Source organism: Vreelandella subglaciescola (assembly GCF_900142895.1).
Classification (GTDB): Bacteria; Pseudomonadota; Gammaproteobacteria; order Pseudomonadales; family Halomonadaceae; genus Vreelandella; species Vreelandella subglaciescola.
In genome coordinates this window covers 1024070-1045212 of the sequence record NZ_LT670847.1, presented here as the reverse complement: position 1 = coordinate 1045212, position 21143 = coordinate 1024070, and the positions used below count along the sequence as shown (strand labels likewise).

The window sequence follows — 21143 nt, the reverse complement described above, 5'->3', positions numbered from 1 at the left end:
CAATTGCCAACAGGTATAAACACCATGGATATCACTTTACCCGCCGCTTTGACGCGGCTGGTTGATGCCGGAAACGGCCTTTTATGGGGCAGCGTGCTGATTTATCTGCTGCTGGGTGCCGGCCTTTATTTTACCGTCATGACCCGGGGCATTCAGGTGCGCTATTTCGGCCACATGTTCAAGCTGCTGCGCTATTCGCGCCAGTCAAGCGGCGGTATTTCATCGTTTCAGGCGCTTTCCACCAGCCTTGCTGCCCGGGTGGGCACGGGCAATCTCGCCGGCGTCGCGGTGGCGATCTACTTTGGCGGCCCGGGCGCGGTGTTCTGGATGTGGGTCACAGCGATGCTGGGCATGGCGACCAGCTTTGTCGAATCGACTCTCGCCCAGGCGTTTAAAACCGATCACGGCGACAACACCTTTCGCGGCGGGCCGGCGCGCTACATTGAGCGCGGGCTGGGGCTACGCTGGCTGGCCATGCTGTTTTCGGTGTGCCTGATCATTGCCTTTGGGCTGGCCTTCAACAGCGTGCAGGCCAACTCCATTGCGCAGGCCATGGAGCAGGCGTTTGCGGTGCCGCCCTGGGTGATCGGTGTGTTGCTGATGATCGTGGTGGCACCGATTATCTTTGGCGGGCTTAAATCCATCGCCCGCGTCGCAGAGCTGGTGGTGCCGCTGATGGCGCTGCTGTATCTGGTGCTGGCGCTGGTGGTCGTGGGTATCAACGCGGCCGAGCTTCCCGCGGCGATGGCAACGATCATCAAAAGCGCGTTCGGGCTTGAGCAGGCCGCCGGCGGGGCAATGGGTTTTGCGGTGTCCCAGGCGATCATGAACGGTATTCAGCGCGGGCTGTTTTCCAATGAAGCGGGCATGGGCTCGGCGCCCAATGCGGCGGCAACGGCGACCACCCGGCCCAATCATCCGGCGGCGCAGGGCTTTATTCAGATGCTCGGTGTCTTTCTGGATACGCTGGTGATCTGCACCGCCACAGCGGCGATCATCATCATGGCTGGGCCCGAGCTGTTGGCCGGCGACGAGGCCAACGGCATCAAGCTGACGCAAATGGCGCTTTCCAGCCATGTGGGTGAGTGGGGCGGCATGTTTATCGCCGTGGCGATTCTGCTGTTTGCCTTTACCTCGGTAATTGCCAACTACTCTTACGGCGAGACCAACGTTGAGTATCTGGCCGGCCGTCGTGCGCCGCTGGCGGTGCTGATCTACCGTCTGGCGGTGCTGGCGATGGTGATGGTGGGCTCAGTGGCAAGCCTTGGGCCCATCTGGAACTTTGCTGACTTGTCCATGGGCATGATGGCGATCATCAACCTGATCGCGATTTTGCTCTTGTCGCCGATTGCTTTCGCGCTGTTTCGCGACTATGAACGCCAGCTGAAAGCCGGCCTTGAGCCGACCTTTGATCCGGCGAAGTTTCCCGGGCTGGTCGATAAGGTGGATCCTGCTGCCTGGCCCGGGCTGACGGATCGACACAGCGCCGAGTAAATCTTTTAAACCAGCGCAGGAGGCCATATGGCGCGCCCGGAAGTTCTGGAGCAGATATATACCGTGGTGGCGCAGATTCCGCCGGGGCGCGTGACCACCTACGGGCGCGTAGCGCAGATGACGGAAGGCGCCACGCCGCGCATGGTAGGTACCGCCATGCGCAAACTGCCTGACGGCAGCACGCTGCCCTGGCAGCGGGTGGTGTCCGCTTCGCGGCGGCTGGCCGACCACGGCGGTGCGTCTCGTCAGCGCGAGAGGCTCACCGCCGAGGGCGTGATTTTCGATGCGGCGGGGCGTATCCCCGCGCATTTGCTGTGGCCCTGAGGTGGCATTTGGCGTGACGGCGGCTAGCGGTGCTTGTCGTCGTCGCGCTTTTTCTCGTGCTCGAGATTGGCGCCGGACTTCCATGACCAGTCCCGCCAGCGCAGGTCGAAAAGATCCTTGCGGCGGTCTTTCAGGTTGGTGACCGAGCCTTCGGCGCGCACCACGGTCAGGCGCGTGAGGTCCAGATCCGAGAAAAAGATCATCTCGGTGTTGGGCGTGGTTTCGGCCAGCACCGCGTCGTGGGGGAAGGCAAAGTCGGACGGGGAAAACACCGCCGACTGGGCATACTGGATGTCCAGATTTTCAATCGACGGCAGGTTGCCGACGCTGCCGCACAGCACCACGTAGCACTCGTTTTCAATCGCCCGTGCCTGAGCGCAGTGGCGTACGCGCAGGTAGCCGTTTTTGGTATCGGTCCAGAAAGGCACGAACAGGATGTCCATGTCCTGATCGGCCAGCAGGCGTGACAGTTCGGGAAACTCTACGTCGTAGCAGATCAGAATCCCCACCCGGCCGGCGTCGGTGTCAAATACCTGGAGGTCATCGCCGCCTTCAATCACCCAGTCGCGGCGCTCCTGCGGGGTAATATGCAGTTTGGCCTGGCGCTCGACGCTGCCGTCGCGGTGGAACAGGTAGGCGATGTTGTAGAGCCGGTCATCGTCGCCGATTTCGATCATCGAGCCGCCGACAATATTGATGTTGTAGGCCACCGCCATGCGTGAAAGCTCGGTCTTGAACCGCTCGGTAAAGCTGGCTAGAAAGCGGATGGCACCGATAGGGTCCTGCTGGGCGGCGCGATCCTGAAGTCCGATCAGCGGTGCGTTGAACAGCTCCGGAAACACCGCGAAGTCGCTCTGGTAATCCGACAAGGCGTCAACGAAGTATTCAATCTGCTGCAGCGCGGCGTCTACTGAAGAAAATTCGCGCATCTGCCACTGCACCGCCCCCACGCGCACCTGGGTGGGGCGGGTGTTGATCACGCGCTCGGCCGGTTCGAACAGGATGTTGTTCCATTCCAGTAGCGTGGCGTAGCCCCGGGATTGGGCGTCTTCCGGCAGGTATTTGCGCAGCAGGCGCTTGACCTGAAAATCGTTGGCCAGCTGAAAGGACAGAATCGTGTCGTGGAGTTCTTTGCGCGCGACTTTTTCAATATAGGCGGCGGGGCTTAACGCGTCGGCGTGCTGGTGATACCCGGGAATTCGCCCGCCGGCAAGAATCGCGCGCAGGTTCATCGAACGGCACAGCTCCTTGCGCGCTTCATAAAGCCGGCGCCCCAGACGGTAGCCGCGGTAGTCCGGGTGAATCAGCACGTCCAGCCCGTACATCGCATCGCCTTCGGCGTTGTTGAGAATGATCTCACGGTGCCCGATAAGATCATCGTAACGGTGGGGGTTGGAAAACTCGTCGTAGTCCACCTGAACGGTGAGCGCCACGCCTACGAGCACACCGTCGTCTTCAATCACGATCTGCCCGTCGGGAAAGGCCTGAATCAGCTTGTCGATGGTGAGGTTTGACCAGGCGCCGCCAATATCGTGATAAACGGCGTCCATCAATGCCTTTAGCGGCGGATAGTCGGCGGGTGTCAGGTTGCGCAGATTCAGGTGCAGATCTTCAAGCGACATGGCAATACCCCGGTTGAAAAGGCCGTCGAAAAAAACAGGTCAAGCAAAACAGTCGGGGCATGGTAGCACGCGCGTTGGCAGCGCAAAGCCGTGAGTCCCCGAGGCTGAATGCCGGGCGGCGGGCAGGTATAAAAAAGCCCCGGCGGTAAAAGCCGGGGCTGCGTTTGTCGTTGCCGTTCAGGCTGGGGTAGTTATTCGTCGTACGGAACGTTATCGGAATCGACGCCGTGATCGTCATCAAGACCGTCCTCTTCGGGCAGCATGCCGTCGGGGCTCATTTCGCTTGAGGGGTCGTTGTCGCTCATGGTGTTTTCCTGCGCGCTGACCACCGGCTCGTCGGGATCAATGGTGCCGTGCTGCTGTGTTTCCGGCTGTACATCAGTGGGATCGTTGGCTGAGTCTGTGCCGGTTTCCGGGTTAGCGGCGTTTTCGTTGTGATGGTCAGCGAACGCCATGCCGGAGAAAAGGCTGAATGCACCTGCGACTGCTACTGTCTTGAGGCCCTGTTTCATGGAAATCGTCATAGACACCTCGTGTCGTGCGGTTGAAAGACTCGTCCATCGATCATCATTTTCTGGGACGTGTTGTTAACCATAAATGATACAGAAATTTATTCAAGTATAAAGGTTGCAAAAAATAAGGCATCGCTTCTGTTTTCCGAAGCCTTGAGCAATGACTTTTACTCTTACTCCTTTGGTCTGTGACGAGCGTATTTTGTTCCCTGATTTTTTGTCTGTCGGCGGCCTGGTGGCGAGGGCCTGGTCTTATATCGATGCTTATACCCGGACGGGAGAGGGCTATACGCATCGCTCAGGATGTCATACGCTTGTTTGAAAAAAGGCGTTAGGAGATCGTGATGACTGCATACCCCCAGCTGTTTCAGCCGCTCAGGCTTGGCTCGCTGACCCTGGCCAATCGCGTGCTGATGGGCTCCATGCACACCAATCTGGAAGAAGTGTCCGGCGGCTTTGCGCGCCTGGCGGCGTTTTATGCCGAGCGTGCCCGCGCCGGCGTGTCGTTGATTGTCACCGGCGGTATTGCGCCCAACGCCGAGGGCGCAGTGTTTCAGGGCGCCCACGCGCTGACGGAGGCAGCGCAGCTGCCCGAGCATCGGCAGGTGGTTGAGGCAGTGCACGCGGAGGGTGGGCACCTGTGCATGCAGATTCTGCACGCCGGGCGCTATGCCTATTCGCCGGAACTTGTCGCGCCATCGGCGATTCAGGCGCCGATCAATCCGTTTCCCCCGCGGGCGCTTGGCAGCGATGAAGTCGAACAGCAGATCAGCGATTACGTGCGCTGTGCCACTCTGGCCCAACAGGCCGGCTACGACGGCGTCGAAATCATGGGTTCGGAAGGCTACCTGATCAATCAGTTCATCTGCCGGCGTACCAACCAGCGCGATGACGACTGGGGCGGCAGCTTTGCCAACCGCACGCGCTTTGCCGTGGACGTAGTACGCCGGATTCGCGAGGCCACGGGCGAAGATTTTGCACTGATTTTCCGGCTCTCGATGATTGATCTGGTGGAAGACGGCAGCACCTGGGAAGAAGTCGTGGCGTTAGGCCGTGCCATTGAGGCCGCCGGGGCAGATGCCATCAACACCGGCATTGGCTGGCACGAAGCGCGGGTGCCGACGATTGTTACCAGCGTGCCGCGGGCCGCCTTTACCGCCGTGACCCGGCGCATGAAAGCCGAGCTTGCGATTCCGCTGATCGCCACCAACCGGATCAACATGCCTGAAGTGGCCGAGCGCGTGCTGGCTGACGGCCATGCGGATATGGTCTCCATGGCGCGGCCGTTTCTGGCCGACCCTGAATGGGTCGCCAAAGCCCGTGCCGGCAACGCTGATGAAATCAACACCTGTATTGCCTGCAACCAGGCCTGTCTGGACCACACCTTTGCCGGCAAGCTGACCTCGTGCCTGGTGAATCCGCGTGCCTGCCACGAAACCGAGCTTATCGTGGAGCAGGCGCAAACCTCCAGACGGGTGGCCGTGGTGGGCGGTGGGCCCGCGGGGCTGGCAACCGCTGTTACCGCTGCCAGCTGTGGGCATCGCGTGGTGCTGTTTGAACAGCAAAGCGAGCTTGGCGGGCAGTTCAACTACGCGCGCAAGATTCCCGGCAAGGAGGAGTTTAACGAAACGCTGCGTTACTACCGCACCATGCTCGATAAGCACGCCGTCGAGATCCGTCTGAATACCGCCGCTGATGCTGAAACCCTGGCCGGCTTCGATGACGTCGTACTGGCCACTGGCGTGCGCCCGCGTGCCATTGACCTTCCCGGCATTGAGAAAGGGGCCGAGGAAGGCAGGGTACTGTCTTACGCCGAGGCGATTGAACACCCCGAGCGAGTCGGGCAGAACGTGGCGATTATCGGCGCCGGCGGCATCGGCTTTGACGTCGCCGAGCTTTTGGTCAACCAGGCGGCCACCGCGCTGGATATCGACGCCTGGTGTCGCGAATGGGGCGTGGATCTGGGCGTTAATGCGCCGGGTGGCCTGCAAGCCCCCGAGCCGCCGCGTGTGCCTCGCAACGTGGTAATGCTGCAGCGCAAGACCACCAAGCCCGGCAAGGGGCTGGGCATCACCACCGGCTGGGTACACCGTGCGGCGCTGAAAAAACACGGAGTCACCATGCTGTCAGGCTGTGAGTACGACAGCATTGATGCGTCGGGGCTGCATTTCCAGCGCGAAGGTCAGGCCGAGCATCTGGAAGTGGATACCATTGTCGTGTGTGCCGGTCAGGAATCGGTGCGCGAACTGGTGGCGCCGCTTGCCGCGCGCGGTGTGCACGTCATCGGTGGCGCGGATGAAGCGGCTGAGCTGGATGCCAAGCGCGCCATCGAGCAGGGCACCCGGCTGGCCGCCGCCCTGTAATCCGAACGTTGAGCAGAAAAAAAGCCCGCCGGCAGACCGTTAAGGTCGCGGCGGGCTTGTGCGGGCATTGGGTAAAACGCGTCGGCCGTTAGGCAGCGGTCCAGGACTGGCACCAGCCCTGAGGCTCTACGCTGTTCTGCGGGAACAGTTGGCAGCCCTGGCTATCGGCGGTATAGAACATGCAGTTGGCGCAGTGCTCGCCTTCTTCAAACGCCGGATGGTCGCTGGCTTCGCTGGCCACTTCCACGTAGTTAAGCGCTTTGGCATTGCTGGATGATGGGTCCAGACGGGGAAGCGTTTGGGCAAAGGCCGTCTGGGACAGGATGCCGGCGCCTAGCGGCAGGGCGGCAAGCCCCAGCACGCTGGTGCGCATAAAATTGCGTCGACTCTGATTAGCCATGATGTCTCCTGTTATTCTCGTTGCGGGTCACGGTGCTCGGGTGGTGAGTCCACCTTTTTTTATTGCATCAGGGCAATCCTGTTATGTTCGGTCTTACCCTGCTTGCCGCCTCTTTCGGGCAGTCTTGTCTGACATGCTAGCGGAACCGCTCGCGCTGTGCGACCGGCTTGTGGAAGAACTGCGGCAATCTGTCGCGCAGCGGGTGTCGCAAAGCTGCGCGATATGCCGGCGCGCTGATATACTGACCTTTTTACGCGACGATCGTTTCAAGACGAGTGCTCAGGGGGTGCCATGCAAAACGCAGTCATTTTGATCAACACCGAAAAAGGCCAGGTCAAGTCCGTGGCTGAGCGGCTGGCCGACGTTGAGGGTATCAGCGAAGTGTATTCCACCTGCGGCCGCTATGATCTGGTGGCCATTGCCCGCACCCGCGATTTTGAAAGCCTGGCCGAGCTCGTCACCGAACGGCTGAACGCGGTAGAGGGCGTGAGCGATACGGAAACCCTGAACGCGATGCAGGTACATTCGCGCCACGATCTGGAAAGCATGTTTTCTCTCGGATGGTAGCGTTTTCCACGCGCTGACCGCGCCCGCATGGCGGCTCTTGCCTTTTTTGCCGTTGCTGTTGTTTTTCATCCTGCTGTTGGAGCTAACCTGTGGCCAAGCCTTTTTTGCGCTGGCGACGACAAGGACGTCGCCTGGGTATTTCGTTGTTGTTCGTGATTGCCGGTACCGGGCTGTGGCAGTTTCAGGAGCGTCAGTACCGCGACGATTACACCTGGATGGGCGTGCCCACCTGGGAAAGTCTGACGCCCACCAGTATGCATCGCGTACTGCGCAACGATGGCTATCTGGTGGGCTGGTCAGACGTGCGCGTGGGCGCGCTCTGGGTGAGCTATCAGCTGAACGCCGTGGAGGATAACCGGATTGGCGGGCGCCCCGGCTTTAAAACCGATTGGCGCACGCTGTGGCCGGTGAAAACCGACAGCTATTTCAAAAGTGGCTATGATCGCGGGCATCTGGCGCCCAACTACGCCATTGCCGCCGTGCATGGCCGCGAGGCGCAGGTGAGTACGTTTTTGATGAGTAACATGCTGCCGCAAACGCCGGAGTTGAACCGTCAGCTCTGGCAGCGCCTGGAAGAGTCGGTAATGGATCATTTTGCCCCGCGCTTTGAGCGGCTGCAGGTCATCAGCGGCCCCGTTTATCCCGAACATTTCATGGATAACGTGTTTAATCGCGTGGGGCTGGTGGAAGTCCCCAGCGCGTTTTACAAGATTATTGTCGCACCGGATGCCGAGTCTCCGAGGGCGCTGGCGTTTATCATGCCCCAGGACGTTAAGGGCAATGAGCCGCTCGACGACTATGCCGTCAGTATTGATGCGGTTGAAGCGCGCACGGGGCTCAACTTTTTCCCCGATTTAACGCCCGCGATGGAAGCGGCGCTCGAAAGTCAGCTGCGGGTAAAAGGCTGGGCGCTCGACGCTGTGGCGCGCAAGCCGGGACGCTTTCAGTAGGCGCAGCGTGTCAACAACGCGACAAAATAGGCGTACAGCGGGAAATACACAGAAAATAGCGGAAAACAGACGCAATAATAGGGGGTATAGCGAATAGAGGGTATAGCGAAGAGAGGGTATAGCGTACAGCGAGAGGGAATAACGAAGGGATCAATCTATAGAGATGAAGCTAAAAGCAATACAAGATGCGCGACACTCACCATGAACACAGTCCATAAAAACAATGTTCTCAATTATGGTGCCCAGAAGAGGACTTGAACCTCCACGTCCATACGGACACTAGCACCTGAAGCTAGCGTGTCTACCAATTCCACCACCTGGGCGCATCAATGCTGTTGCTGCTTTTCCACTTCTAGTCTGTCTGACTTGCCGATTGTATTCGTATGGTGCCCAGGAGAGGACTTGAACCTCCACGTCCATACGGACACTAGCACCTGAAGCTAGCGTGTCTACCAATTCCACCACCTGGGCGAATACAATCTTGCGCACCAATGCATTTTTCACAGCGTTATGCCTGCTGTCAAACAATGAATTGGTGCCCGGGAGAGGACTTGAACCTCCACGTCCATACGGACACTAGCACCTGAAGCTAGCGTGTCTACCAATTCCACCACCCGGGCAAGTGGCGCGTATACTACCGGGGTGGTGGTAAAATGCAAGTCTTTTTAACGCAGGAGATTGCAGCGAGAAAGCCATCAAGAAAGCCATTAAGAAAGCTATTAGTTGAAGACATGCGGTATTCGGCGGTTGGGTGATTGCCCGCGCAACGCTATACTGCACCCATGACCAAACAAACACCCTATTTCGTCAGCGCTTTGATCGCTGAATCTCGTTGCTCGCAGCGCGTCGCGCCTGCCAGGCTCCACCGCCTTCCATGCACGCCTTCAAGGATGCTTACCGCATGAAAGAATGGACGTTAAGTGATGACGCGCACGCCAGCCGTGAAGCGCACAAGTACCCCAATCCTGCCCCCAGCCGCGAATACCTGCTGGCGGCGCTGGAAACCTACGGCAAGCCGATCACTCACGACAGCATGAGCCGCATGCTGGGTCTTGATGATGAAGACCTGCAGGAGGCGGTACGTCGTCGTCTGGCCGCCATGGAGCGTGATGGCCAGGTGCTGCGTAACCGCGGCGGCGCCTATGCGCTGATCGACAAGCTGGATTTGATCAAGGGCAAAGTGCTGGGTCACCGTGACGGCTTTGGCTTTTTGCTCCGCGACGATGGCCAGAAACCCGATCTTGTGCTGCCGCCACGGCAGATGCGGCGCGTTTTTCACGGCGACTACGTGCTGGTGAGAGTCAGCGGTCGCGACCGGCGCGGGCGTGAAGAAGCCACTATTGTTGAAGTGCTGGCGCGTAATACGCCGACCATGGTGGGCGTTTATCGGCGCAACACGCCGGAATTCGGCGTGATGATTCCGGAAAACCCGCGCATCACCCAGGAAGTCATCATCCCGCACAGCGTTTGCGCCGGTGCACAGGACGGGCAGGTTGTCTCGGTCAATATCACCCAGCAGCCCGCCACCCGGGTACAGCCGGTGGGCGAGGTGATTGAAGTGCTGGGCGAGCGTATGGACCCGGGCATGGAAATCGATATCGCCATCAGAAGCTACGAGATTCCTGCCGAGTTCCCGCCCGAGGTGATTGACCAGATCGCCACGATCGCCGCCGAAGTCCTCGAAGAAGACAAGCAAAACCGCATTGACCTGCGCGACGTGCCGTTGGTGACCATCGATGACGAGAGCGCCAAGGACTTTGATGATGCCGTGTGCGCCTGGAAAAGCGACGCGGGAGACTGGAAACTACTGGTCGCCATTGCCGATGTGTCGCACTACGTGCGCCCCGGCACGCCGCTGGATGATGAAGGCCGCCGGCGCGGCAACTCGGTGTATTTCCCCGGCCAGGTGGTACCCATGCTGCCGGAGCTTCTGTCCAACGGCCTGTGCTCGCTGAACCCGAAAGTGGATCGGCTGGTGATGGCGTGCGAGATGACGATCTCATCCGCTGGCGAACTCACCGGCTACCGCTTTTATGAAGCGGTGATGAATTCCCACGCGCGGCTGACCTACAACAAGGTCGCGGCGATGCTCGACGACAACAGCGAAGATGGCGCCGCGCTGCGCGATGAGCACAGTGCGCTGGTCAAGCCGATTGAACAGCTGCACGAGCTTTATGAAGCGCTGCGTGGCGCGCGTAGCAAGCGCGGTGCGATCGAATTTGATACCACCGAAACGGCTATCGTGTTCAACGACGAGCGCAAGATTGAAAAAATCGTGCCGCGCCGCCGTAACGATGCCCACAAGATGATCGAAGAGTGCATGCTGGTGGCCAACGTAGCCACCGCACGTTTTCTCGACAAGCACGATTTGCCGGCGCTTTATCGCATCCACGAAAAGCCCTCGACGGAGCGGCTGGACAAGCTGCGGCTGTTTTTGAACGAGCTGGGACTGACTCTGCCCAACGGCGACGACCCCACGCCGCAGGACTATCAGGCGCTGCGTGCCAGCGTCGTCGACCGGCCCGACGCCGACATCATTCAGACCGTCATGCTGCGCTCGATGAATCAGGCAGTGTATTCGCCGCAGAACGAAGGCCACTTCGGTCTGGCGTATCAGGCCTATGCACACTTCACTTCGCCGATTCGCCGCTACCCCGACCTGCTGGTGCATCGCGCCATCCGTTCGGTGGTGCGTGGCCCGCGCAAGACCGATACCGTGCTGCGTGCCGAAGGCGCGCCGGTGCAGCCGCCGAGCCAGTGGTGCCCCTACACCTTCGAGCAGATGCTGGAAATGGGCGAGCACTGCTCGATGAGCGAGCGCCGCGCTGACGACGCCACCCGCGACGTCGAAGGCTGGCTCAAGTGCGAGTTCATGTCTGACAAGCTGGGCGAGACGTTTGACGGCACCGTGGCATCGGTGACGCAGTTCGGGCTGTTTGTGCGGCTGGACGCGTTTTACATCGAAGGGCTGCTGCATATCAGCTCGCTGCCCTCGGATTACTACCACTACGAAGCCGAGAAGCACCGCCTCAAAGGCGAGCGTACCGGCACCACGTACCGGCTGGGCGACAGCGTCAGCGTGCAGGTGGCAAGGGTCGATATGGACGACCGCAAGATCGACTTCAACCTGGCCGATGAAAGGCCACCGAGCCCGAGCCCGAAGCCGAGCTCGAATTCGCGTCGCTCATCGCGCAAGCGCCGTGGGCCGCGGCGTCCATCGGCATCGGCGGAGTCATCCTCGCCCACGGAGTCGGGGTCGTCGCAGTGAGCGTGAAATCGTCCTCAGCGCGGCGCGGGCCGCGCCCGCCGGAAGGGCTGGATCACGTCTTTGGCGTACATGCGCTGGAAAGCCTGCTTGAGCGCGGCGAAGCGCCCAAGGTGCTATGGACGCAGCAGGGCGCGGGCAAGCGCCTGCAGGCGGTAGTCAGCCGGGCCAAGGCGTTGGGTGCCAGCGTGCAAGAGCAGCCGCGTGAAGCGCTGGATCAGCTTACCCAGGGGGCGTCGCATCAGGGCGTCGTCGCCTTTTGCCAGCCGCTTACGCCGGAAAGTGAAGCCTCGCTGATGCTCAAGCTGCGCGCCTGGCAGGCGGACACGCCGCCGCTTTTTCTGGTGCTTGATGGCGTCACCGACGTACACAACTTCGGCGCCTGCCTGCGCAGCGCCGATGCCGCCGGCGCTCACGGCGTTATTGTGGCCAAGGATAAAGCCGCACCGCTGAACGCCACCGTGCGCAAGGTGGCCTGCGGTGCCGCTGAAAGCGTGCCGGTGTATCAGGTGACGAATCTGGCGCGTACGCTTGCCGCCCTGAAAGACGCCGGCGTGTGGATTACCGGGACCGCCGGCGAGGCCCGCGCAAGCGTGTACGATATCGACTTCACCGGCCCCGTGGCGCTGATCATGGGGGCGGAAGCGAAAGGCATGCGCCGGCTGACCCGTGAAGCCTGCGATTACCTGGCCAAGCTGCCGATGGCCGGGCAGGTATCCAGCCTGAACGTGTCGGTGGCCACCGGCATTTGCCTGTTCGAGGCATTGCGTCAGCGTCGGCTTGCAAGTCACGCGCCACTTCTCTAAGATGCCAGCGCCCGTTTGTGTCGCAAGCGGGCGCCCTTGTTCTGCTGGATGCCCGGTCCGGGTCGCGCTCGCGTGACCCGGACCGGGCATCCGGTTTAACTCCTTGCTTCCCTGTGGCGTGCGCGCTCAACGGAAGCTGTCAAACCGCAAGGAGATTCCATGCGTCATTACGAAATCGTGTTTATGGTCCACCCGGATCAGAGCGAGCAGGTGCCGGCTATGGTCGAGCGCTATACCAGCATCGTCACCGAAAACGGCGGTACTGTGCATCGCCTGGAAGATTGGGGTCGTCGCCACATGGCTTACCCGATCAACAAGATCCACAAAGCCCACTACGTGCTGATGAACGTTGAGTGCGAAGGCGAGACGCTTGAAGAAATCGAAAGCATCTTCCGCTTCAACGACGCCATCATCCGCAGCCTGGTACTGCGCTGCAAAGAAGCCGTTACCGAAGCGTCGCCGATGATGAAGCCGGTTGAAGACAAGCGCCCGCGTCGCGAAGACAAGCCGCGTGACGATAAGCCGCGTGACGATAAGCCCAGCGCTGAGTCTGCCTAAAACGTCCTGACCGATACCGGCCAACGTTTTATTCACCGTACGTATTAAGGAGCTACTCCATGGCACGTTTTTTCCGTCGCCGCAAGTTTTGCCGCTTTACCGCTGAAGGCGTCAAGCAGATCGACTACAAAGATCTGGACACGCTGAAAGCCTACGTCACCGAGACCGGCAAAATTGTACCCAGCCGCATTACCGGCACCAAAGCACGTTACCAGCGCCAGCTGGCAAGCGCGGTCAAGCGCTCGCGCTACCTGGCCCTGCTGCCCTACACCGATAGCCACCAGTAAGCCGCTAACGTCATGCTGGCTTTCGCCCGTTGGCTGATGCAGCGCCCGAGCTACGCCGTTGGCGCAGCTGCGCTGGCGTCGCTTGTGCCCTGGCTTTTCTGGCTGGGCGCGGCGATTGCCGCACTGGTCACGTTGCGCAAAGGGTTTGTCTCCGCGCTGCCGGTGATTATGGCTGCGGCCATCCCGGCTGGCTGGTGGTGGACTCAAGGCGATGTGGTGCCTCTGACAAGCGTGCTGCTGGTAACGCTGATGGGTGTTGTCCTGCGCGAGCGCATGCGCTGGGGCGAGACGCTGATTGTAGGCACGCTGGTGTGTGCCGGCATGATTCAGCTGGGCATTTTCAGCCCGCCAGGCGGCACCGAGGCCATGCTGGAGCAGCTACGCCAAAGTTCAGCCGAGTTTGATGGCATGCTCACCGAGCTTGGCACGCAAGGCTACGACACGGCGTTTCTGGCCGAACTGGTCGTTGGCGGTGTGACCGGTCTTGTGGTGCTGTTGGCAACCGTTGTCTGTCTGGCGATTGCGCGCAGCTGGCAGGCCGGGATTTATAATCCCGGCGGGTTTCGCCAGGAATTCCACGCGTTGCGTCTGGCGCCACGCGAGCTTGCCATACTGATAGGCCTTGGGGTTATCAGCATGCTGTTTGGCGTCGCGGGCTTTGTACTGCTTGGCTGGGTGCCGCTGTTGATTGCCGGTGTGGCGCTGGTACACGGTATTATTGGTTTAAAGGGGATGAACGGGCTGTGGCTCGCGGCATTTTATGCGCTGCTGATTACCACCTGGCCCATGATTCTCATTGTGCTGCTGTTAGGGCTGGTTGACTCATTCGCGAACATTCGCGGACGTCTGGCCCGCAGCACCTGACAAGAGGTTTACGAGATGGAAGTCATTCTGCTCGACAAAATTGGTAAGCTGGGCGGCCTGGGTGACAAAGTCACCGTTAAGCCCGGTTACGGTCGTAACTATTTGGTACCGTACGGCCATGCCGTTCCGGCAACCAAAGACAACATCGCTGCTTTTGAAGCGCAGCGTGCCGAGCTTGAAGCTCAGGCCGCCGAGCGCAAGGCAGAAGCCGAAGCGCGCGCTGAACAGCTCAACGACATTGAGCTGTCGCTGGTCTCCAAGGCCGGTGAAGAAGGCAAGCTGTTCGGTTCGATTGGTCCGCGTGACCTGGCCGATGCGATTTCTTCTGCCGGCTTCGACGTCGCCAAGAGCGAAGTCCGCATGCCGCAGGGCCCGCTTCGCCAGACCGGCGAATACGACATTGACCTGCGTCTGCACGCTGAAGTCCATGCCGTTGTACGCATCGTCGTTGTGGGTGAATAAACCATAACCGGGTAGGCGGCACGCCGTGCCGCTGCTCAAGACGATGTAAAAGGGCGCGGGGGAAATTTCCTCCGCGCCCTTTCTCGTCTCGGTTCGGCGTTCGTGCTGGCGCGTGGTGTTGCGCCTGATAAACTGGCCTGGCGTATTACCCCAGCGCCATGACCATGCGCCTTTCCCGATCGTATTCGCTTAATTGCCAAGGAGCCTTCCATGCAGGACGCCATGCAGTCCGCGCCGTCGGTGGATCAGGAAACGGCAGCGTTGAAGCTGCCGCCTCATTCCCTCGAGGCCGAGCAGTCGGTGCTGGGTGGGCTGATGCTCGACAATCAGGCCTGGGAGCACATCGCTGACCGGCTCGCCGCGGATGATTTTTACCGCTATGAGCATCGCCTGGTCTTCAACGTGATGCTGCATCTGGCCGAGGCCGGCCAACCGCTTGACGTGGTGACGCTTTCCGAGGGGCTTGAGGCCCGCGATCAGCTGGAGTCCGTGGGCGGATTGGGCGTTCTGGCAGAGCTTGCGCGTAACACGCCTTCGGCCAGTAATATTCGCGCCTATGCCGACATCGTGCGTGAGCGCGCCACGCTGCGAAAGCTGATCCGGGCAGCCAATCAGATTGCCGACGGCGCCTTTGCCTCCCAGGGCCGGCCGGCGGATGAGCTGCTGAACGAAGCCGAGCGGCTGGTGTTCCAGATTGCCGAAGAGCGCCCCAAAACGGGCGGCCCGATCGGCATGAGCGACCTGCTGACCAAGGCCGTGGACCGCATTGACGAGCTGTTCAACCTCAAGGGCGAAATGACCGGGCTGTCGTCGGGCTTTCGTGATCTCGACGAGATGACCACGGGGTTGCAGCCATCGGACCTGGTGATCATTGCCGGCCGCCCCTCGATGGGCAAGACCACCTTCGCGATGAATCTGGTTGAGCATGCGGTGATTTCCAACGACAAGCCGGTCATGGTGTTTTCCATGGAGATGCCGGCGCCGTCGCTGATGCTGCGGATGCTGTCATCGCTTGGGCGCATTGATCAGACCCGCGTGCGTACCGGTCAGCTTGAGGATGAAGACTGGCCGCGGCTGACTTCGGCGGTCAACCTGCTCAAGGACAAGCAGCTGTTTATTGACGACACCGCCGCGCTGTCGCCCAACGAGATGCGCTCGCGTATTCGTCGCGTGGTGCGCGAACACGGCAATATGGCGATGATCATGATCGACTATCTGCAGCTGATGCAGATACCCGGCTTTTCCGAAAACCGCACCGGCGAGATTTCGGAAATTTCCCGCTCGCTCAAGGGGCTGGCCAAAGAGTTTGACTGCCCGGTGGTCGCGCTTTCCCAGCTCAACCGTTCACTTGAGCAGCGCCCCAACAAGCGCCCGGTAATGTCGGATCTGCGTGAATCGGGCGCGATCGAGCAGGACGCCGACGTCATCGCCTTCGTTTATCGCGATGAAGTGTATAACCAGGATAATCCTGATAATCAGGGTCTTGCCGAGCTGATTATCGGCAAGCAACGTAACGGGCCGATCGGCACCGTGCATATGGCGTTTATCGGCAAGTACACGCGCTTTGAGGATTTGGCGCCGGACAGCTATGGCGAGACCTTTGGCGGCTGATCCGGTGCCGGCTTGAGACTCGCCGGCGAGCACGTATAATGCCCGGCCCTTCCGGGGAGCCGGATGAGCACACGGCATGCACCCAGGCGCCCCTATTTCAACAGCGCGTACTTATTTTAGCAGCGACTAAACAGCAAAGAGGATCGAGGATGGCAGGTGGTTTTCGACGCGGTAATCGGCCGCGCATACCCAAACTGGAAGCCCGTGGAACCCTGGAAGCCCTGGAACGCGAAGGGCCATTCAAGGAATGGTTGGGCATGCCCGACCTGTTCCGCTATGCGTTGACGGTAGACGGCGAAGAATACAGCTATCAAACCGAAGATGGCGAACTTCCGGTGGTGATTGGCGATCGGGTCGTGTTCCGCTACAAGGAAACCAAAGCCGGCAGGTGGGTAGACCGTAACTCGCTGGGTAAAGCCATTGATCCGTCGGAATATCAATAACGCCGCATTTAGTTAACGTTCAGAACCCCGGCGTTCAGAATCCCCAACGTGCCGAAACTCTCCAGCGATTTTGTCGTCACAATGTCGACATGTCCGTGTAATACAGATGTCATTGGCCGCGGCACATCATGTGCCGCACAGGCGGTGAGGATGCAACGTCGCTCACCGCCGTTAACATCACAACGCCAATAATAGTGTTATCCACAGGAGGGGCTCATGGAGCTAAAAGAACTCAAGCAGTTTGCCGGCCGTCACGACAATTTTGATATTCGCGTGATTACCCACGCCGGCAGCCATCTCTATCAGGTGGAGCTTGAAGACGTGGAAGGGTGTCGTCATCTGTTAATGCAGCGTAATAAGCCCATGCTGTTTCGCGCCCTCGACGAAGTGTACACCGAGCTCAAGCGCGCCGGCATTCATCGTGCCTATCTGATCCAGCACGTGGCCCACGATGAGCTTATCGGCCATGAGGCTTACCACCACGAGCCGGTGACGCCGCGCATGCCGCTGTCATTCTAATCCCTGTCGTCCTGCTTTTCGGTCGATCTTTTCCAGACCTGCCGTGGCGCGTGTCTGAGCTGTCTTTTTCCTGCCTTAAATTGACTCGCTGTTATACATGGCGGGTATTTTTGTAGTGTGTTTGCATAACATGGTGCTGTAGTTTTGCTCAAAAATGCTATCATCGGGCATCGCTAAATTGCCGGATTCAGGAGACTAGCCATGAGCGAGAACGCCGCCAAGGACCAGCCGGGCGAAGGCCGTCTGAGCCATACCCAAAGTGACCATCCCCCCATCGCACGTGCCAAGGTCGGCGTGGTGCTGGCTAATCTGGGCACGCCGGATAATACCGACTACTGGTCGTTGCGCCGCTACCTGGGCGAGTTTTTATCGGATCAGCGCGTCGTCGACTATGCGCGCTGGAAGTGGCAGCCAATTCTGCAGCTGGTGATCCTGACGCGCCGTCCCTTTGTCTCGGGAAAAGCCTACAAAAGCATCTGGAACACCGAGAAAGATGAAAGCCCGCTGCTCACCATTACCCGGGCGCAAACGGAAAAAGTCACCGAGCGCATGAAAGCATTGTACGGCGATGATGTGGAAGTGGACTTCTGTATGCGCTACGGCAATCCGTCGACCGACAGCGTACTCAAGCGGTTGGCGGAAAAGGGCTGCGAGCGCATCGTGTTCTTCCCGCTGTATCCGCAGTACGGCTCACCGACCACGGCCACGGCCAACGATCAGGCGTTTCGCACCCTGATGAAGATGAAGTGGCAGCCGTCCATCCGCACGGTGCCGGCGTATTTTGCGCATTCCGGCTTTCTGCAGGCGCTGGCAAGCTCGGTTACGGAGGTTTACCAGACCCTTGACGGGCGTCCCAGCAAGCTGGTGGCCAGCTACCACGGCGTGCCCGAGCGGTTTTTGCTCGATGGCGATCCTTACCACTGCCATTGCCAGAAAACCACGCGGCTGCTGCGTGAGCAGCTGGGCTGGGAAAAGGGTGAGATCGACACCGTGTTTCAGTCGAAGTTTGGCCCGGAAAAGTGGGTGGGGCCGGCAACGGTGGACCACGTTGCGGAACTGGCGCGGCAGGGACATAAGCACATTGCGGTCATCTCACCGGCGTTTTCCTCCGACTGCGTGGAGACCCTTGAAGAAATTCAGGAAGAAATTCACGACAGCTTCATGGCCGCCGGCGGCGAGACCTTCACCTACATTCCCTGTCTGAATGATCGTGACGACCATATCGACGCGCTGGTGGATATCGCCAACAACGAGCTGGGCGGCTGGCTGACGTAGCGACGGTGCTTGACGTGACTGGCAGCATCGGTTTTTCTAAGCGATCATCGCGGACATCGCTACGGAATGCTGAGGATTTACATGTTGTCTTTCACGAAGAAAATACGGGCCGTTCAGCCGGATTTTGACCGGCCTGTATTAAACGCGTCAGGCCTGGCTCGCGCCTCGCTGCTGGGGCTTTTGCTGGCAGCCGGTGCAGCACAGGCAGCACAGGCAGAAAAGGGACTGATGGCCGAAGTGGACAGCCAGGCCGCACCGCAGCCGGAAGCGGGCGAGCACCATGCCAACTTTGAAGCCTGGCTGACCGATTTTCGTCGCTATGCCGCCAATCAGGGCGTCAGCGAACGTACGCTGACGCGCGCGCTGGACGGCGTTCGCTTTCGCGCTAAAGTGATCGAGCACGACCGTTATCAGCCGGAGTTCGTCCGGCCGATCTGGCAGTATCTGGATACCGCCGTCTCCAGCACCCGGGTGAATACCGGGCGCGAAAAACTCGCAGCCCACCGCGATACCGCCCGTGAAATGGAGCGTCGCTACGGCGTTTCGGCCGAGGTGATCGTGGCCATCTGGGGGATCGAGAGCAACTACGGCAGCCACTTTGGTGACTTTTCCACGCTGGATTCCTTTGCCACGCTGGCCTTTGAAGGGCGCCGCCGCGACTTTGCCCGCGACGAGCTGCTGGCCGCGCTCAAGATCATCGACGCCGGGGATATTGCCGCCGACGATATGGTGGGTTCCTGGGCCGGGGCGATGGGGCATACGCAGTTTATTCCCACCAGCTTTGTGGCCTACGCCGTTGATGGCGATGACGATGGTCGCCGCGACATCTGGGACAGCATTCCTGATGTGATGGCATCTACCGCCAACTATCTGAAGCGCGCCAACTGGCAAGCCGGCCAGCCCTGGGGCACCGAAGTCCAACTGCCGGGCAGCTTCGACTATGCCCAGACGGGGCGGTTGAGTACGGCGGAATGGCGCAGTCAGGACGTGCGTGCGATCGACGGCGCGCTGCCAGAGTTCGACAGTGCGGCAGTAATTGTGCCTGCCGGCGCGCACGGCCCCGCCTTTCTTGTGGGCCCCAATTTCCGTTCCATTCTGCGCTACAACAATGCCACCAGCTACGCGCTGGCCGTGGCCAAATTAAGCGATGCCATTGCCGGGCGCGCGGGTATCAGCCAGAGCTGGCCGCGAGAAGAAGCGCCGCTGACCCGCGACGACGTCAACGCGCTGCAGCGGCTGCTCAATCTTGCCGGTTATGACGTGGGCGGCGCCGACGGCATTATGGGGCCGAATACCCGCCGCGGGCTGCGTGCGTTTCAGCGTAGCCAGGGGCTGACGCCGGACGGCTTTGCCACCCAGGGGCTGCTCAAGCGGCTGGAAAACATTTAATGGAGACGCTATATGCGACCATCACTGATGCCTTCATCAATAGCGCGCATTGCCGTAGGCCTCGCAGTGGGCTGCCTGCTGAGTGCCGGCGCGGCCAGCGCAGACGATTCGCCCAAGGTGTTTGGCTGGGTAGAAAAAGCCGAGCTCAAGCCCTGGGACATCATGGTCAAGGCCAAGCTCGATAGCGGCGCGCTGACATCTTCCCTTGATGCGCGCGACATCGAGCGCTTTGAAAAAGACGGCGATGACTGGGTACGCTTTCGTTTCGAGATGGAAGATGAAGACACGGGAGAGGAAGCTAGCGAAGACGTTGAGCGGCCGCTGTATCGCATCCTGACTGTGCGTGGTGCCGGCGGCCGCGACGAGCGTCCGGTCGTGCTGCTCAACCTGTGCGTGGGCGATACCGTGTATGAAGAACAGTTCAGCCTGCGCAACCGCGGTAAAATGAATTATCCGGTACTCCTGGGGCGGCGCACCATCAGCCATCTGGGGCATCTTGACGTGCGCGAGACCTTTGAAAACGATGCCAATTGCGGTGAGGATGCCGAGTTTGTCGAGCACGAACCGGAAGACGATTAGGCGCCTGTTGGCAGCTTTTAGAACAGCCGTGCTAACAGGGCAGTAACGGCGGTTTCCACCCGTAGAATACGTGGCCCCATGTGCATGCCTTCACAGCCGGCGGCGAGCAGCTGGTCTATTTCCCAGTCGATAAAGCCGCCCTCGGGCCCCACGGCCAGAAGCGTCGGCTCTGTCAGCGCTCGCGGGCAGGTCTGGGCCATGCCCGGATGGGCGACCAGTCCGCGCCGGTTAGCCAAAAGCTCGGGCAGCACGTCTTCGACAAAAGGGCGAAAGCCGCGCCGCAGCGTTACGTCGGGCAGTTGCGTATCGCGCGCCTGTTCAAGCCCCAGCACCAGATGCTGATGGATTTTTTCCGGCATCAGCTCGGGCGACTGCCAGTAGCTTTTTTCCACGCGTCGGGTATGCAGCAGGGTGATGTCTTTCACCCCCAACGCGGTGACGTGCTCCAGCGTACGCGCGAGCATTCGCGGGCGTGGCAGCGCCAGCACCAGGTGCACGGGCAGCGCCGGCGGTGGCGTCTCGGCAAGCGGTTCAAAGTGGAAAGTCGCCTGTTCATCGCTGAGCGCGGTGAGTTCGGCCTTGCCCATCTGCCCGCCGGCAAGGCCAACGGTGAGGCGCGCGCCGGGCGTGACGCGGTGCACGTCGCGCAGGTGGCGTAGGCGGCGCGGGTCGCGCACTACCGCGCAGCCTTCGGCGATGATGTCCTGCGGGCTGAGTAAAATCAGGTTCATGGTGGCTAAAACCGTGGCATGGTTGATCGGTCGCTGCGTATGCAGGTGTGGCGTTTGGCTGTGGCATAATACGCGCATGCAACGTGCGCTGCGAATGTGGCACCGGCCCAATGAAACTCTAG

21 protein-coding genes and 3 tRNA genes are annotated in these 21143 nt (G+C 60.2%); 17 read left to right on the top strand and 7 right to left on the bottom strand.

The genetic code is table 11. From position 1 onward, the window contains the following. Nucleotides 1-24 precede the first annotated feature (24 nt). A complete protein-coding gene (locus B5495_RS04870) occupies nt 25-1494 on the top strand; it encodes an alanine/glycine:cation symporter family protein (protein WP_079551790.1) in 1470 nt (489 codons plus the stop codon). A gap of 27 nt (nt 1495-1521) precedes the next feature. Next, nucleotides 1522-1818, top strand: a complete 297-nt coding sequence (locus tag B5495_RS04865) for an MGMT family protein (RefSeq protein ID WP_079551788.1) — start codon at nt 1522-1524, stop codon at nt 1816-1818. A 23-nt stretch (nt 1819-1841) separates the two neighbouring features. Here B5495_RS04865 and B5495_RS04860 read toward each other — a convergent pair whose 3' ends face one another. Together B5495_RS04860 and B5495_RS04855 are read right to left on the bottom strand one after the other, a co-directional pair. Continuing rightward, nucleotides 1842-3440 carry a bifunctional GNAT family N-acetyltransferase/carbon-nitrogen hydrolase family protein gene (locus B5495_RS04860; protein ID WP_079551786.1) on the bottom strand — a complete coding sequence of 533 codons (1599 nt, stop codon included), beginning with the start codon at nt 3438-3440 and terminating at the stop codon, nt 1842-1844. A gap of 191 nt (nt 3441-3631) precedes the next feature. Beyond that, nucleotides 3632-3964: a hypothetical protein gene (locus B5495_RS04855; protein ID WP_079551785.1), complete on the bottom strand. Its 333-nt coding sequence runs from the start codon at nt 3962-3964 to the stop codon at nt 3632-3634. A 332-nt stretch (nt 3965-4296) separates the two neighbouring features. Here B5495_RS04855 and B5495_RS04850 point away from each other — a divergent pair, with 332 nt between their 5' ends. Then, nucleotides 4297-6315 carry an oxidoreductase gene (locus B5495_RS04850; RefSeq protein WP_079551783.1) on the top strand — a complete coding sequence of 673 codons (2019 nt, stop codon included), beginning with the start codon at nt 4297-4299 and terminating at the stop codon, nt 6313-6315. Nucleotides 6316-6403: 88 nt separating this feature from the next. Here B5495_RS04850 and B5495_RS04845 read toward each other — a convergent pair whose 3' ends face one another. Further along, complete coding sequence (locus B5495_RS04845; RefSeq protein WP_079551782.1) at nt 6404-6715, bottom strand: high-potential iron-sulfur protein; 312 nt, start codon at nt 6713-6715, stop codon at nt 6404-6406. Nucleotides 6716-7006: 291 nt separating this feature from the next. Here B5495_RS04845 and B5495_RS04840 point away from each other — a divergent pair, with 291 nt between their 5' ends. Both B5495_RS04840 and B5495_RS04835 read left to right on the top strand, forming a co-directional pair. Beyond that, on the top strand, nt 7007-7282 hold the full coding sequence (locus B5495_RS04840; protein ID WP_079551780.1) for an Lrp/AsnC family transcriptional regulator: 276 nt from the start codon (nt 7007-7009) through the stop codon (nt 7280-7282). A gap of 104 nt (nt 7283-7386) precedes the next feature. Further along, nucleotides 7387-8232 (top strand): DNA/RNA non-specific endonuclease, encoded by an 846-nt coding sequence (locus B5495_RS04835; RefSeq protein ID WP_079554914.1) that lies wholly within the window; start codon nt 7387-7389, stop codon nt 8230-8232. Between the two features lie 236 nt (nt 8233-8468). Here B5495_RS04835 and B5495_RS04830 read toward each other — a convergent pair. The 3 genes from B5495_RS04830 to B5495_RS04820 all read right to left on the bottom strand — a co-directional run bounded on the left by B5495_RS04830 (nt 8469) and on the right by B5495_RS04820 (nt 8852). After that, nucleotides 8469-8555, bottom strand: a tRNA-Leu gene (locus B5495_RS04830). A gap of 61 nt (nt 8556-8616) precedes the next feature. Further along, a tRNA-Leu gene (locus B5495_RS04825) sits at nt 8617-8703 on the bottom strand. A 62-nt stretch (nt 8704-8765) separates the two neighbouring features. Continuing rightward, nucleotides 8766-8852, bottom strand: a tRNA-Leu gene (locus B5495_RS04820). A 281-nt stretch (nt 8853-9133) separates the two neighbouring features. Here B5495_RS04820 and rnr point away from each other — a divergent pair. From rnr to rloA3, 12 genes are all read left to right on the top strand, one after another. Next, nucleotides 9134-11500, top strand: a complete 2367-nt coding sequence (rnr, locus tag B5495_RS04815; protein ID WP_079551778.1) for a ribonuclease R — start codon at nt 9134-9136, stop codon at nt 11498-11500. 2 nt (nt 11501-11502) lie between these two features. Continuing rightward, nucleotides 11503-12303 carry a 23S rRNA (guanosine(2251)-2'-O)-methyltransferase RlmB gene (rlmB, locus tag B5495_RS04810; RefSeq protein ID WP_079554912.1) on the top strand — a complete coding sequence of 267 codons (801 nt, stop codon included), beginning with the start codon at nt 11503-11505 and terminating at the stop codon, nt 12301-12303. A 159-nt stretch (nt 12304-12462) separates the two neighbouring features. Beyond that, nucleotides 12463-12861, top strand: coding sequence for a 30S ribosomal protein S6 (rpsF, locus tag B5495_RS04805; protein WP_079551776.1), 399 nt, complete (start codon nt 12463-12465; stop codon nt 12859-12861). 59 nt (nt 12862-12920) lie between these two features. Next, nucleotides 12921-13148: a 30S ribosomal protein S18 gene (gene rpsR / locus B5495_RS04800; RefSeq protein ID WP_079551774.1), complete on the top strand. Its 228-nt coding sequence runs from the start codon at nt 12921-12923 to the stop codon at nt 13146-13148. Between the two features lie 12 nt (nt 13149-13160). Further along, nucleotides 13161-14012, top strand: coding sequence for a hypothetical protein (locus tag B5495_RS04795; protein WP_079551772.1), 852 nt, complete (start codon nt 13161-13163; stop codon nt 14010-14012). A 15-nt stretch (nt 14013-14027) separates the two neighbouring features. After that, on the top strand, nt 14028-14474 hold the full coding sequence (rplI, locus tag B5495_RS04790) for a 50S ribosomal protein L9 (RefSeq protein ID WP_079551770.1): 447 nt from the start codon (nt 14028-14030) through the stop codon (nt 14472-14474). A gap of 222 nt (nt 14475-14696) precedes the next feature. Continuing rightward, a complete protein-coding gene (dnaB, locus tag B5495_RS04785) occupies nt 14697-16085 on the top strand; it encodes a replicative DNA helicase (RefSeq protein ID WP_079554911.1) in 1389 nt (462 codons plus the stop codon). Between the two features lie 149 nt (nt 16086-16234). Further along, nucleotides 16235-16528 (top strand): hypothetical protein, encoded by a 294-nt coding sequence (locus B5495_RS04780; protein WP_079551768.1) that lies wholly within the window; start codon nt 16235-16237, stop codon nt 16526-16528. A gap of 216 nt (nt 16529-16744) precedes the next feature. Further along, nucleotides 16745-17047 (top strand): DUF6482 family protein, encoded by a 303-nt coding sequence (locus tag B5495_RS04775; protein WP_079551767.1) that lies wholly within the window; start codon nt 16745-16747, stop codon nt 17045-17047. Nucleotides 17048-17248: 201 nt separating this feature from the next. Next, nucleotides 17249-18322, top strand: a complete 1074-nt coding sequence (hemH, locus tag B5495_RS04770; RefSeq protein WP_079551765.1) for a ferrochelatase — start codon at nt 17249-17251, stop codon at nt 18320-18322. 81 nt (nt 18323-18403) lie between these two features. Further along, on the top strand, nt 18404-19711 hold the full coding sequence (locus B5495_RS04765) for a lytic murein transglycosylase (protein WP_079551763.1): 1308 nt from the start codon (nt 18404-18406) through the stop codon (nt 19709-19711). A gap of 12 nt (nt 19712-19723) precedes the next feature. Beyond that, the gene (gene rloA3 / locus B5495_RS04760) at nt 19724-20290 is read left to right on the top strand and encodes a retropepsin-like aspartic peptidase RloA3 (RefSeq protein WP_079551762.1); all 567 of its coding nucleotides are present in this window, start codon (nt 19724-19726) and stop codon (nt 20288-20290) included. Between the two features lie 17 nt (nt 20291-20307). Here rloA3 and B5495_RS04755 read toward each other — a convergent pair whose 3' ends face one another. Continuing rightward, the gene (locus tag B5495_RS04755) at nt 20308-21021 is read right to left on the bottom strand and encodes a 16S rRNA (uracil(1498)-N(3))-methyltransferase (RefSeq protein WP_079554909.1); all 714 of its coding nucleotides are present in this window, start codon (nt 21019-21021) and stop codon (nt 20308-20310) included. Nucleotides 21022-21143: the final 122 nt, after the last annotated feature.

What these genes read in the sequence shown, in the direction of transcription:
- rpsF (WP_079551776.1), top strand. Translation starts at nt 12,463, where the DNA reads ATGCGTCATTACGAAATCGTGTTTATGGTCCACCCGGATCAGAGCGAG.
- B5495_RS04765 (WP_079551763.1), top strand. Translation starts at nt 18,404, where the DNA reads ATGTTGTCTTTCACGAAGAAAATACGGGCCGTTCAGCCGGATTTTGAC.
- B5495_RS04845 (WP_079551782.1), bottom strand. Translation starts at nt 6,715, where the DNA reads ATGGCTAATCAGAGTCGACGCAATTTTATGCGCACCAGCGTGCTGGGG.
- B5495_RS04860 (WP_079551786.1), bottom strand. Translation starts at nt 3,440, where the DNA reads ATGTCGCTTGAAGATCTGCACCTGAATCTGCGCAACCTGACACCCGCC.
- rnr (WP_079551778.1), top strand. Translation starts at nt 9,134, where the DNA reads ATGAAAGAATGGACGTTAAGTGATGACGCGCACGCCAGCCGTGAAGCG.
- B5495_RS04865 (WP_079551788.1), top strand. Translation starts at nt 1,522, where the DNA reads ATGGCGCGCCCGGAAGTTCTGGAGCAGATATATACCGTGGTGGCGCAG.
- rplI (WP_079551770.1), top strand. Translation starts at nt 14,028, where the DNA reads ATGGAAGTCATTCTGCTCGACAAAATTGGTAAGCTGGGCGGCCTGGGT.
- B5495_RS04775 (WP_079551767.1), top strand. Translation starts at nt 16,745, where the DNA reads ATGGAGCTAAAAGAACTCAAGCAGTTTGCCGGCCGTCACGACAATTTT.
- B5495_RS04780 (WP_079551768.1), top strand. Translation starts at nt 16,235, where the DNA reads ATGGCAGGTGGTTTTCGACGCGGTAATCGGCCGCGCATACCCAAACTG.
- hemH (WP_079551765.1), top strand. Translation starts at nt 17,249, where the DNA reads ATGAGCGAGAACGCCGCCAAGGACCAGCCGGGCGAAGGCCGTCTGAGC.
- B5495_RS04855 (WP_079551785.1), bottom strand. Translation starts at nt 3,964, where the DNA reads ATGACGATTTCCATGAAACAGGGCCTCAAGACAGTAGCAGTCGCAGGT.
- B5495_RS04870 (WP_079551790.1), top strand. Translation starts at nt 25, where the DNA reads ATGGATATCACTTTACCCGCCGCTTTGACGCGGCTGGTTGATGCCGGA.
- rloA3 (WP_079551762.1), top strand. Translation starts at nt 19,724, where the DNA reads ATGCGACCATCACTGATGCCTTCATCAATAGCGCGCATTGCCGTAGGC.
- rpsR (WP_079551774.1), top strand. Translation starts at nt 12,921, where the DNA reads ATGGCACGTTTTTTCCGTCGCCGCAAGTTTTGCCGCTTTACCGCTGAA.
- B5495_RS04795 (WP_079551772.1), top strand. Translation starts at nt 13,161, where the DNA reads ATGCTGGCTTTCGCCCGTTGGCTGATGCAGCGCCCGAGCTACGCCGTT.
- B5495_RS04840 (WP_079551780.1), top strand. Translation starts at nt 7,007, where the DNA reads ATGCAAAACGCAGTCATTTTGATCAACACCGAAAAAGGCCAGGTCAAG.
- dnaB (WP_079554911.1), top strand. Translation starts at nt 14,697, where the DNA reads ATGCAGTCCGCGCCGTCGGTGGATCAGGAAACGGCAGCGTTGAAGCTG.
- B5495_RS04850 (WP_079551783.1), top strand. Translation starts at nt 4,297, where the DNA reads ATGACTGCATACCCCCAGCTGTTTCAGCCGCTCAGGCTTGGCTCGCTG.
- B5495_RS04755 (WP_079554909.1), bottom strand. Translation starts at nt 21,021, where the DNA reads ATGAACCTGATTTTACTCAGCCCGCAGGACATCATCGCCGAAGGCTGC.